Annotated in this window: 14 protein-coding genes and 1 pseudogene; 5 read left to right on the top strand and 10 right to left on the bottom strand. The window is 55.1% G+C overall.

Features of this window, described 5'->3' with window-relative positions; genetic code table 11:
• From V7080_RS17700 to V7080_RS17720, 5 genes are all read right to left on the bottom strand, one after another.
• A partial coding sequence (locus tag V7080_RS17700; protein ID WP_334189719.1) for a type IV secretion system protein VirB3 occupies positions 1–288 on the bottom strand: 288 nt, incomplete at its 3' end.
• 22 nt (positions 289–310) lie between these two features.
• Entirely contained in the window at positions 311–667 is a 357-nt protein-coding gene (locus V7080_RS17705; RefSeq protein WP_334189720.1) for a TrbC/VirB2 family protein, read from the bottom strand.
• A gap of 332 nt (positions 668–999) precedes the next feature.
• On the bottom strand, positions 1,000–1,638 hold the full coding sequence (locus tag V7080_RS17710) for a lytic transglycosylase domain-containing protein (RefSeq protein WP_334189721.1): 639 nt from the start codon (positions 1,636–1,638) through the stop codon (positions 1,000–1,002).
• Between the two features lie 2 nt (positions 1,639–1,640).
• Complete coding sequence (locus V7080_RS17715; RefSeq protein ID WP_334189722.1) at positions 1,641–2,243, bottom strand: TrbM/KikA/MpfK family conjugal transfer protein; 603 nt, start codon at positions 2,241–2,243, stop codon at positions 1,641–1,643.
• Between the two features lie 239 nt (positions 2,244–2,482).
• Positions 2,483–2,707, bottom strand: a complete 225-nt coding sequence (locus V7080_RS17720; RefSeq protein WP_334189723.1) for a hypothetical protein — start codon at positions 2,705–2,707, stop codon at positions 2,483–2,485.
• Positions 2,708–2,768: 61 nt separating this feature from the next.
• On the opposite strand from V7080_RS17720, the gene V7080_RS17725 reads away from it, so the two are divergent.
• From V7080_RS17725 to V7080_RS17735, 3 genes are all read left to right on the top strand, one after another.
• Complete coding sequence (locus V7080_RS17725) at positions 2,769–2,933, top strand: hypothetical protein (RefSeq protein ID WP_334189724.1); 165 nt, start codon at positions 2,769–2,771, stop codon at positions 2,931–2,933.
• A 199-nt stretch (positions 2,934–3,132) separates the two neighbouring features.
• Complete coding sequence (locus tag V7080_RS17730) at positions 3,133–3,339, top strand: type II toxin-antitoxin system VapB family antitoxin (RefSeq protein WP_334189731.1); 207 nt, start codon at positions 3,133–3,135, stop codon at positions 3,337–3,339.
• Entirely contained in the window at positions 3,336–3,716 is a 381-nt protein-coding gene (locus V7080_RS17735) for a type II toxin-antitoxin system VapC family toxin (protein ID WP_334189725.1), read from the top strand. The genes V7080_RS17730 and V7080_RS17735 overlap by 4 nt, the downstream gene beginning before the upstream one ends.
• Positions 3,717–3,776: 60 nt before the next feature.
• Here V7080_RS17735 and V7080_RS17740 read toward each other — a convergent pair whose 3' ends face one another.
• The 3 genes from V7080_RS17740 to V7080_RS17750 all read right to left on the bottom strand — a co-directional run bounded on the left by V7080_RS17740 (position 3,777) and on the right by V7080_RS17750 (position 6,192).
• Entirely contained in the window at positions 3,777–4,154 is a 378-nt protein-coding gene (locus V7080_RS17740) for a type II toxin-antitoxin system VapC family toxin (protein WP_334189726.1), read from the bottom strand.
• Positions 4,154–4,390: a type II toxin-antitoxin system Phd/YefM family antitoxin gene (locus V7080_RS17745; RefSeq protein WP_334189727.1), complete on the bottom strand. Its 237-nt coding sequence runs from the start codon at positions 4,388–4,390 to the stop codon at positions 4,154–4,156. Before V7080_RS17745 ends, V7080_RS17740 begins: the two co-directional genes overlap by 1 nt.
• Positions 4,391–4,905: 515 nt before the next feature.
• On the bottom strand, positions 4,906–6,192 hold the full coding sequence (locus V7080_RS17750) for an O-acetylhomoserine aminocarboxypropyltransferase/cysteine synthase family protein (protein ID WP_334189728.1): 1,287 nt from the start codon (positions 6,190–6,192) through the stop codon (positions 4,906–4,908).
• A gap of 790 nt (positions 6,193–6,982) precedes the next feature.
• On the opposite strand from V7080_RS17750, the gene V7080_RS17755 reads away from it, so the two are divergent.
• Positions 6,983–7,327, top strand: coding sequence for a hypothetical protein (locus tag V7080_RS17755; protein ID WP_334189729.1), 345 nt, complete (start codon positions 6,983–6,985; stop codon positions 7,325–7,327).
• A 195-nt stretch (positions 7,328–7,522) separates the two neighbouring features.
• On the opposite strand, the gene V7080_RS17760 is transcribed toward V7080_RS17755, so the two are convergent.
• Both V7080_RS17760 and V7080_RS17765 read right to left on the bottom strand, forming a co-directional pair.
• Positions 7,523–9,721 (bottom strand): DUF4214 domain-containing protein, encoded by a 2,199-nt coding sequence (locus V7080_RS17760; RefSeq protein ID WP_334189730.1) that lies wholly within the window; start codon positions 9,719–9,721, stop codon positions 7,523–7,525.
• 666 nt (positions 9,722–10,387) lie between these two features.
• Positions 10,388–11,445: pseudogene (locus tag V7080_RS17765) on the bottom strand (benzoate/H(+) symporter BenE family transporter).
• Between V7080_RS17765 and V7080_RS17770 the strand changes: the two are divergent.
• Entirely contained in the window at positions 11,408–11,533 is a 126-nt protein-coding gene (locus V7080_RS17770) for a hypothetical protein (protein WP_334189732.1), read from the top strand. The pseudogene V7080_RS17765 and the gene V7080_RS17770 sit on opposite strands and share 38 nt — an antisense overlap.
• The last annotated feature ends 264 nt before the right edge of the window (positions 11,534–11,797 follow it).

Here is an 11,797-nt window from a genome sequence, read left to right on the forward strand (position 1 = left end):
CTTTTTGGTCGGCAGCGGCGAGAAACTGGCAGCACCCCAGAACGCCGTATTTCTGCAACGCCCTTTGGTTTTCATCCAGATTGCCATCGAATGAAACAGCCCCGGATCGTGAGAACCGATCAGGTACAGCACCCCATGACAGGGCAAGGCCAACAGCAGATACAGCGGATTGCCAACCATCAGGAAGATCACTGCGGTCGCGATAAATTCGCCCACGAATGCGACATACGGAATGCCAAACAGGGTCACCGGACGCGTCAAGCCGACAAACAGCGGATCGATGTGCACATCATGCTGCGGTTGATCCATGCTAGCCCCCTCCGGATGCGGCGATGAGGTAATCGACGATGGAGACCGAACCAAAGATGAGCACCATGCCAATGGTGATATTGACGGCCCAGTTCCACGACAGCTTGCCGGCGAGTGCAGCGATGCCCAGCGCAATAATGCAGATAATGGCAATCGTGCGCGTTAAACCGCCGGTGAAGATGGCGAGCACTTGTTCGCCCGCGGTATCCCAAGGTCCGGCAATCGCCAGGTTGGGGAGCAAGCCGAAAGCCAGGGCCGTCAGCAGCAGGATGAACGTCGTTTTGCCGATCCCCTTGGTGGTGGCCTTGCCGGGGGCGGGCGCAGCGTTAATTGTCGGGCAAAGATTTGAGAGATTCATTTGTTGTCAAGCTTTCGAATGCAGGAACACGCTGGTGAAAAGAGAAGTGCGATGGCGGTGTCGAATGAAGCGGGCCAGCATGTTTCAGCGCGTCCATTCGGGCTTGCTGTTTGCCTGTCGTAACGAGCTTGAGCGATCTCCCTTTTCATTCAGTGTGACCACGGCCCCGGTTCCGGCAGTGGGGTTGGCGCGATGCGCAGCTGCGCCATCGCGCATGTCAAGACCATGCAGTAATCGACTGCCCCCATGACGGGTATCTGCCTTCAATGTCGTCGTCGCGTGCGCACCATGGGCGCTTGCCAACAACGGTTCGACGACGCAACTACGCCGAACTAGTACACCATCACGTTTTCCACCCCTGTCGTGCCATACACGTGGATGCCGCTATGCGTGGGGACCCTGTCGTCAGCCGCGTCGGTGCGTCGCCTGACAGGCGCTTGTGCGGCGTTTGCCGGCCGCTGCCTGCGCGGTTGCGTCTGGCCTTGATGCAATGGAATCGGCGCGGCAATCGGTGTCGGTACCGCGCTGGCATTACGCATCACCTTGTGCACATAACCGTTTGCAAATCCGCGGGTAAACGATCCCGTGTTGTAGGCGGACAGGGCTGCCTGGATTACTGCTTGCTCACCCGTTACCGTGGCACTTGCCGCCTGGTAGTTGCGATGCAATATGGCGGCGGCCGCAGCCAGGTTTTTGCACGGGTCGAACGCATCTTCGACGCTCAATCCGGTTTTGCCGAGATTTGCCGAGCTCACTTGGCCGAGCCCCAGATCAATCGCATAACCGTGGGCCAGCAACCAAGTCGCCGTCGCCACCGCTTCGGGTTTGTTCTCTGGTTGGCGAACCAACCGGGCACCACCGTTGACGCCGATTGCAAACGGGCGAAACGCCGATTCGGTTTTCACAATCGCTGCCAGTGTTTGATGCGCCACCCAAGGCGCGCATTGCTGGGCGAGCGCGACAAAATCCATTTTCAAAACCCCGATGAATTGTTGTCGGTGCGGTTAGCAGTATTGCTGTCGTCCTCAGCGGCAACGCGCGCGTTGTAGGCGGCTTGCGCCTGTGCATACTCTTCTGGCTCAACCCACAGCCCGCCGCGCTCGGGCGTGCCAACATAGACGGGTCGGGTGGCTTGCAGATCCGTGTACGGGTTGGTCAGATACGCGGTGCAATATGCCGGCATGACGTTGCCCACATTGCTCAGGTGACCGTTGCCCTCGCTCGGACGAGCGGATGGGGCAGTGAGAGTGTGGTTTAACGCTTGTGCCGAACAGCGGCCCGCGCCAGCGGCAATTGATTCCACCAGCCGGCGCATGTTTTCGTCCGAATCCGACGCGGGACACAGTCGCAGAAAATTCGACCGGCCGCGAATCGTGTCGGCAACGCGTCGATGTTGGATGCTGAAAAATCGCCGCACGGATGGCGTGCATTCATCCGGGCGTTGGCTTGAAGCCAGACAAAGCACCGCTTCACACGCCAGGCGCGTGTCGCCGGTCAAAATTTCTTGTGCGTGCGCAGCGGGAATCGATGGAAGACTTAACAGCCCTCCGACGGAAAGGGAAAGCAGACGGCGCATACATTGATTCCAGTATTTCTTCGACGTAACCTAGAGTCGGTTACAGAAAAGAAAGTAATTATTGAGAAGAAATTAACTTCTATGTCGTTCTATTCTGATTGGGAATGGAACGTCGAATGGATATGGAATCGTTTAAAAAGGCGAATGAAGATACGCTTAGAATGGAAAGCACCAATCCTCTACATCGGCTCGCCGGCATCGATGAAATGAATTCTACCGTTTCTTTAAACGGTATGGTTTTATTTATCAAAGATTATTTGATAGATGTCGTTGATCGCGTTACGGATCACATGGGATGTGCTGGCGCCATATTTGGCTTGAAGAAGAGCCTCGATTTTCTTTAGGTGTTCGCCATCCAAATCAATCGTAATGCGTTTGCCATTCTTGTTTGCCAAACGCTTCAAGTGGGCGATTTGACGCTTCGTACTGGTCTTGTCGTACGGGTCTTTTTTTGCCGGCTGCATTCTGGTATTCCTACGGCGCTGCATTGACTGACACGACTGCTTGTCGTGCATCTAGGAAAGGATGATTGTCGCAGCCAGCATTGCCATCGACAAGAGCAAAACCCATTTGCAACTAAAAATTTTCCTGACTTCAACGAACTTTCACGGACACGAAGAAGGACAGACCCGCTTGTCACTTTGCCTGCTTGCGAACCTTAATCAGTCGGCTCGCGATGACTCGGCATGATTAATTGCATTAGTGGTTATATTTATTGCAACACCGATGCCTGCTGCTTGCGTATTTGCGTGTCTGTTACGACTGGTCCGATACCGCTTTTGACTCTCTTTCACAAGATTTTTACATCGCACTATGCTTGATGATAAAATTGATGCGTTATGGAACCAATATTGATGATACCGTGCGATCTTCGTTTTTTGGAGGAGTGATGAGAACTACAGTAACGATTGACGATGAGCTGTATGAAAAGGCGCTGGAAATGGCGGACCCGGGAATGGACAAATCAGATATCTGGCGTGAAGCATTCAAGACCTTTGTGCGCGTGCAAGCCGCAAAAAGGCTTGCTGCACTTGGCGGCACGATGTCCAGCATGCCGGACGTTCCGCGTCGCCGCAGCGAGCCCGCGCAGCAATGAGCGTACTGGTCGATACCTCCGTCTGGGTTGCCCACTTCCGGCAGCGCGATGACGCGCTGGTGGAGCTGCTCGCACTTGACTTGACCCTCATTCATCCGATGGTCATGGTGGAACTTGCTTGTGGTACGCCACCTGTCCCCCGCGTCAAGTCGCTCAGCGATCTACGACTGTTGCGTCAATCAAACCAGGCAAGCATGAACGAAGTTCTTGAGTTTATTGAGCATGAAAAGTTGTATGGCCTGGGGTGTGGTCTGGTGGACATCACCTTGCTGGCGTCCACACTGATTACCCCGGGCGCCATGCTATGGACACTGGATAAACGGCTTGCGAGCTTGGCAAAGCGGTTCGGTGTCGCGCACCGACTCGACTGCCATTGATTCGCCATTGTTGCCAATGTCATCGCGCGGATAAAAAAGTAACCTACGCATCTATTCTTTCTATATCACGTCAACCAGTTCGGAATAGTCCTTCAATATGCCGTCCACAGTTAAGAGCCGCAGTGGTTCGCACAACGCCTGGGCGATCAGAATGCGGTCAAACGGATCGCGGTGAATATCCGGTAACTGCATCACCATTGCGGCGTGTTTCGCCGCAATCGGCAGCTCCAAAAAACCACTGTTGGCGATCTCGGACACGAGTTGGTTTATGTCAACTTCCAGTTTGCCGATGCCGGCCTTGATGGACGCCTCCCAGATCGATGCACTGCTGATATAAACCTCCGACGCATCGATGATCTTTGCACGGCCTTCTTTCGACAACTTCGGATGGTCCTGCAGCCACCATAGATAGACATGCGTATCCAGCAGCAATCGCATTATTTACCCTCGAACGCCGCTTGGAGATCGTTGGGCAACGGCGCATCGAAGTCGGCCGCGATGCGCATTTTGCCTTTCAGCGCACCGGGTTGCCGAATGGGCTTTGAAGCCTGCACCGGAACCAACTTCGCAGCAGGCTTGCCCGCCTTAGCGATCACAATTTCCTCGCCCTGCGAGACGGCTTCGATCAGTTTTGAAAACTGCGTTTTTGCATCATGGATATTGACAGTTTGCATATGCTTCCTCGTTGACTTAGTCTAGTCTAGTCCATAACGGCGCAGAATACAATTTTTTCTAGGATGCTATGCCCGCTAGCCAGCACTCTAGTACCTCGTCCCACTGGTAGTGGTGCAGATTTTCAGTGGCGAGCGAAATTACAGTGGAATTCGTCGCAGTCCCATCCTAGGGCAGGAATGTCGATCTCACTGGGGACAAGCCAGGCTCCCGGGCGCGGCACTGGCCAAGTGTTGTGTCACTGCTGTCGAAAGGCATGGCGCTGGTTGCCAGTGCGCTTAAGGACCCCCGAATGGGCGGCGTGAATTCCGCCGACTCCATAGCAAACCTCCATCGGGTTGGGCCGAGCGCCTGTCATGGATCGACAACAGCGTAGTGGCGGGTAAGGGGCCGAACAGAACCTGACGGCCCCTGCCGGCACCGCGTCCGGAGCAAAGTTCGATACGCAAATCGGCATGCCGGTACGGTTGGTGCTGATGCGAACGTCCGGCCGAATCGACCGGCCCGTACGCCAGGCTCAGGCGGCAGCCAGCGCGCGATCGAGGTCGGCGATCAGGTCGTCGATGTGCTCGATGCCGATCGACAGGCGCAGCATCTCTTCCGACACGCCGGCCTTGGCCAATTCCTCCGGATTCAATTGGCGGTGGGTTGTCGAGGCCGGGTGGGTGGCCAGCGACTTGGCGTCGCCAATATTGACCAGGCGCGTAAAGAGCTGCAGCGCATCCAGTACGCGCGCACCCGCAGCACGCGGATCGCCCTTGTCTGCGGCCTTCAGGCCGAAGGAAAGGATGCCGGAAGCCCGTCCTCCCATGTACTTCTGCACCAGTTTGTTATCCGGGTGATCTTCCAGACCGGCGTAGTTGACCCACGCCACTTTGGAATGCTGCTGCAGGTAGCGGGCGATTTTCAATGCGTTTTCACAGATGCGGTCCATGCGCAGCGCCAGTGTCTCGATACCCTGGAGAATCAGGAAGGCATTCATCGGCGCAATTGCCGCACCCATATTGCGAAGAGGGACCACGCGTGCGCGCCCGATGTAGGCTGCTTCACCAAGCGCCTCGGTATAGACCACGCCGTGGTACGACACATCCGGTTCATTGAGGCGCTTGAAGCGGTCCTTGTGCTTCGCCCACGGGAACTTGCCGCTATCCACGATCGCGCCGCCGACACTATTGCCATGGCCGCCCAGATACTTGGTCAGCGAATGCACGACAATGTCGGCCCCATGCTCGAAGGGACGGCACAGATACGGGCTGGGCACGGTGTTGTCGACGATGACGGGGATGCCCTGGGCATGAGCAATGTCTGCGAGTGCCGCGATATCGGTGATATTGCCGAGCGGGTTGCCGATCGATTCGCAGAATATGGCCTTGGTACGTCCATCGATCAGGGCGGCAAAGCTCTCCGGCTTGGCGGCGTCGGCAAAGCGTACCTCAATGCCCATCTGCGGGAGTGTGTGCGCAAACAGGTTGTAGGTGCCGCCATACAGCGTGCTGGAGGAGACAATGTTATCGCCGGCTTCGCAGATCGTCTGCAGCGCCGCCGTAATAGCCGCCATGCCGGAGGCCACCGCCAATGCGCCGACTCCACCCTCGAGCGCAGCCATGCGCTTTTCCAGCACATCCTGCGTCGGGTTCATGATGCGGGTGTAGATGTTGCCCGCGACTTTCAGGTCAAACAGGTCGGCTCCATGCTGGGCATTGTCGAAGGCATAGGCGACAGTTTGATAGATGGGGACAGCAGCTGCTTTGGTGGTCGGGTCGGGGGAATAGCCGGCGTGGACTGCAAGTGTCTCGATTTTCATGGTGTTCTCTCTAGTGAAAAGCCTGCGAAGCCGGTATTTTGGACGAAAACGCAACGGCTTGCTGTTCTTGCTCCCAGGTCAACCGCGCCGCTGCGCGTGGACGCACTGGTATGAACGTTTTCTCGTCAATCGTCTTAAAAAAAGCCCGGGCCCTGAACGGAATAGGTCGGGGACGCCTCACTCCTGCGCGGCATAACTGACAAAACAGAAGGCACACGAATAATCCGGCCGACGCTTTGAATGGTGTGGGTCAGCAGCTGTCACTGGACTCGGGAGCATTTCGTACATATGACGTCAAGCATCGACATGGCTGTGCGTTGGCTGGATAAAGCCAGTGTTGATATCCTGCTGGTTTCTGTCGAGCGGGACTCTTCCAGTGCACCCGCTCTTCTTGATGGAAAGCAAGGCATCCGTCCGTGACCATCATTGGAACGGTTGCAGGCTTTGGACCAGTACCGAAGGAAGTAATGGGCGCAATCGATGCGTTCCTGCCCAAACCATTCTCCGTTGAGCAGCTGGAAGAATTGCTGCAGACGGCTGTTCATAGCCAGGTGAGGCGTCCTGGTACTTCAGAACCAAAACACGGTTCAGTAAGGCGCTGCGCTGAATGCAGATCACTCGTGTTCGCTACAGGGGGCCATCGATCCAAAGCGGGATGTTCTCTTGCCGACGGCATCGCGTCGATAGACGCTTTCGAAGCGTCGCGCGGTGATGACATAGGGTGGCTTGGCACTTCTTTTGATGTCTTTGTTCTAACCGGTTCAACGACGCAAGGCACAAAACGCAAACCATGCTACTGGAAGGAAAGAGCGCCCCTCGGTTCGATAACGATTTGCTGAAAGCACTGGCAGTGTCGGAGCCGGGAGCGGCAATTGACGACAGCAAAAACCTGATTCGGATCGGAGTGCAGAACGAAGAGGGAGATATCTATTGCATTATTGGCGATGATGACGTTGTAGAATGCGCGCAGTTCATCCTAAACTTGAGGGCAGATCATTGGTCCGTCGAAAACCGTGATCCTGTTACCAGGCTGAATTTCTATGCAGTCATACATCCACCCGAAGAGATTCTACTGAAGGCTCAGGGAATCGATCCGGAAGATCCAGGTAGCGCTGTCTGGCCACCATCAATCTGATTGTCCCCTCACTGTCTTGATGCAAGCAGAAATGGGGAACACCATTCGTGCCGCATAGCCAGTGGGTTGGAACGAGAGACGACACCGATCCTTGCAGACCTATCATCCGCTTCGGGGGATTGAGCCAGTGCATTCACCATCGGGGCTTACCACTGATGTTTGCTCCTGCTGAATGACTTGGTGCATGGCGAGATTCTAGGCAAAGTAGATATACTCAATGCCGTTCTTGATCGAACCGATCAAGTTGACCTGGTTTTCATCTGATTCCGAAAAGTTCAGCAGCAACTGCGCCCGACTGACGCCGCCGGTGTCCAGGGCGTTCAACTGGTGCTGGAATCCGCCCGCGTCCGGAGTGCGGTGAAGCACATTCTGATAGAGCTGATTCACGAAGCCGCCATTGGAAAGGTTTTCGCCATATAGCGATTTGAATTCGGCCGACTCACTGAAATTCTTTGCGATCTGCAGCAAGCTCACACCCTTGTCCATGGCGCTGATCTGCCAGCCCAGGCCGGCGATGTCGGGGGCCCGGTCAAAAGCGGCCTGGTACAGGCGATACGCTTGGCCAGCAGTGCCGTCGACATCAAATGCGACAGCTTTATCGTCGAACTTCAGGCGTTCGATCTTCGTCAGCGTGTCGCTGCCGGTCGTCAAGCCGCTGACGGTGATGGTGCCTGTCTTGTTCTGAATCGTGAAACCGGAAAGCTTGCCCGAATATATCGCGACATCCACGCCCGCCGTTCCGTTAATGTAGGTCTCTTCCGGCGCCACCATGATTTTTTTAAGCGCTCCGTCATCCGGCGCAGCAGGGCTTTTCTGCAGGGGCACGATCTGAGGTTTTCCATCAATCCCGAAATAGAAATTGACCTGTTCGACATTTTTAAGCGTGATCGTATTGTCTGGTTTTGCATTTCTCACCAACATCCAGTCATCGGCTCGTTCGACAATGGACCAATCTTTGGTTTGAGTTCGCAGCAGCAATGTATCGTGACCGCCTAAGCCATTGATGTAGGTTTTCGTGTCAGTAAACAGCTCGAACGTATCGTCGCCGCTGTTGCCCGTCATGTTGTAGAACGGCTGGCCATAGGTGGAATCGGCGCTTCCATCCGGGTTCAGGCGCAGGACCATCGGCTTCGGGGCAAACTCTCCTACGGCGCCTGCAATAATGATCTTTCCATCCGCCTGGACATTGACCGATGCCACCCTGCTACCGACCTGGAAACCGCCTGCACTTTGGCCGAAACTGCCAGTCGCGATGCCATTTTCGCCAAAGGTGGTATCAAGCCGTCCGTTAGGCAGGTAACGTAATACCAAAACATTGGTACCCGCTGTTCCGGCGACCAGTATTTTGCCGTCGCCTTGTACCGTTACACTATTGAGATAATCCGTTCCCGGGGTCGGGTCCATCTCGACAATACCACCGAAGAATGTCTTATCCAGTTCGCCGTTGACGGTGTACCGTGCAAGTTTCAACCCCTGCTCAATGACGACACCAGACGATTGCATGTTCACGACCAGTTTGCCGTCAGGCTGTTGTGCAATCGATTGAACCCTTCCGGAGCCGTCTACGCTGCCGGCCTTGCCAAACGAAAGGTCAATAGATCCATCGGGGTTATGGCGCGTGAGCGAGAAGCTATCATTGCTTGGCACCTGCATGACGATAACTTTACCGTCTGTTTGTTGAAAGAAAGTCCTGCTGCTCCAGTACGGAAGAGCAAGTTCGGGGAACAGTGACAGAGCAGTTCCATTGCTCGACGAAAAATCGTGCGGCGGGAGTTCTTTAGTGACTTTCCCATCCGCCGAAACTTCGAAATACGAAGTGACCTTTCCTGAGGTGGACGACACTGCCGGTACGATAAGTCTTCCATCCTTTGTCATGACTATGGAACTGGGATGGGACGAAGGATCGGTCGCATCTAGTTGAACAAAACCATTGTCTCCAAATCCGCGGTCTAAAACACCGTTTTTTAGGTAGCGGACTACAACATCATGGTTTAAACCGTCGTTCCTGAAAGCCTGAAAGGTTTGGTAATTTGTTCCATCTGGCAAAGTAAGCGACTTGTAACCAACCAAATATTCATTCGTGATCTTCCCGTCCGTGGAAAGCTCGAAATATGACATCCCGGTCGATGCAATAATGCTGCCGTTTTTAGTGAAAGCGAAGGTGCTTCCAGGTGCGCGAAGATCGTAGTTCGCCAGCTTGATGACACCATTGCCGTTGCTTCCAAAACTGGGGTCCAACTGACCGTTCGTATCAAAGCGGGCCACAATTATGCCAACGGAAGCCGAGCCCCCAAAAATGAGAACTTTTCCATCTGGTTGGATAAGGGACTTGCTTGCGCCGGAAGAGTCCAGACTAAATGTGGCGAAGCGTGGTTGTGTTGAAAACATTGTCATGATCTTATTTTCGCTTTATTGAAATGTGGTCTGCCACTCCGTTTGCCCCGCAATCGCGACAGAGCCTGCGCGTAAGCTGGTCGGGCTAAGGACCATTGAAGCGTTAGCCCGAACGACAGACGCCATGTCTCAAATCTCGTGAATGAACACGGCCAACCTGCAACCTTGGTGACCAAGGAAAACGACTCAAGGTAATCGAACCAAGTAACTGTCCGGTTTCCTTCTTCGTAGCAGTTTTAATAGTTGACGAAGAGTAACTAAAAATTTCCTAAATGGCAAGTCTCTGTATGCCGTCAGTACTCGATGGGACGGCTTGCCGCCTTGGTGCGGGAAATTGAAATGTGGCCTCGACAATCGGGATAGTCAGGATTCGAACTGGGGTCGCTCAACTCTCTTTTTTTATATAGTCGGTACTGACAGTAAAAAGAGAAGAACAGGAATTGGTCAGACCGGACCGTCCAATTTCATTCAAATCCGCCATCAACAGCGGTGCGGCGGGGCAATATCGCAGTTGCCATGAGCCGCCAATTGACGGACGTCAGCCCCGAATAGAAGCACCCATTTCAGATGCCGTGCGCCCTGCAATGAAACGGCAGGTCGTTTGTCTAAAGCGTTGATCGAAGCCGAGGATGCATTTGACGCGTCAAGAAGGTTATTGGCATCCGCTCAGCGTTTGCCGGTGCGCAGCAACAATAGCGCTATGCCACCTGCAACCAGTCCCCAGAAAGCCGACCCAATGCCTGCAAGCGCCACGCCCGAAGCCAGACCGTTGCCGATGGTGCCGAACCGGGCAAGCCTGGCAATCACCAGTACCAATTGCTTCGGGAAGGCTGCAAACACGGCTGTCACGGTGGCGCCGGACACGCCGACAGGCAGATAAAAGAAGCCTGCGGTCACTGCCGCGACATACCGACGATTCGGCTCCTCATGGGCTTCGCGTCCCATGCAGATTGCAGCAGTAATGGCAGCAAGATTGAGTGCAAACGCCCCAAACGGCGCGAGCATCAGGTTGACAACGCCGATCCATCCCACCACAGGCGAAATTGGCATTGCGTATCCCGAGGCACGGATGACCGCAGCGCCTGGGAGGTTCTGCGATGCCATCGTCACCACGAATAGCGGCAGGACGACGCCGACAAAAGCGGCAAGCGAAAAGCTAGGCATAATCAATTTTGGCTGCGCCAACGCCAGGCGCCGGTATTCGAAGTCCAGCTGTCCATCGAAGGCTGCGATGGAAATGCCAAGCACCAACGTGACAATCACTGCATAGGTTGGAAAAAGTCGGCGCCCGATCAGTTAAGCAATGAACATGGAGAATGCCATGGCGAACTACGTTTTCATGGCAACGAAGGCATCCAGCCCAAAGCGCAGCAGCACCCCGGCCAGCATGCCGCAGGCAAGCGGTATCGGGACGCGGTTCATCATGCGTTCGAAAAAGCCTGAGAAGCCGCGGACCGTAATCAGTGCAGCGGATAGGAGGAAGGCACCGGTTGCTTCTTTCAGCGAGATCCCGGCAGTGCCTGTAATAAGCGTTGCCGCGCCGGGAGTCGACCAAGCAGTGGCCACCGGCATTCGTACTGCAGAGACAGCAGGATGCAGGTCAGGCACATCCCCAAGCCGAGCGCGCACATCCACGAGGCGATGTCGGCAGGTCCGGCGCCGAGCGCCCGCGCACCTTGAAACACAATGACGGCTGAACTGGTAAAACCGACCAGCACGGTCACAAAACCGGCTGCGGCCGTGGCAACGGAAAAGTCCTTGTTGAATGACATGGGCGGCAGGATTGATCGGGTCAGCGGGATTGTTGCATAGATTCTCCTGCGCAATCCCACCGGCTGCCGGGCAGAGGATGCAGTAAATCGACTGTTTGATGGGAACTTCGGGGAGATTAGCACCGTCGATCGCGGGCGCAAAGGCGCAACCGGACTGTACAATATCCAACGCTACAGCATGAATGAGTAGGTGAGCGAGACGAAGCCGATGATTGCGAGAAGGGTATTTGCCACTTTGTCTTCCGGATCCACCTCAGCACCTCCCTCTGAACCCAATGCCGCGTTCGTGATCGACGGCGCAACC

This window comes from Noviherbaspirillum sp., assembly GCF_036846085.1.
GTDB lineage: Bacteria > Pseudomonadota > Gammaproteobacteria > Burkholderiales > Burkholderiaceae_D > Noviherbaspirillum.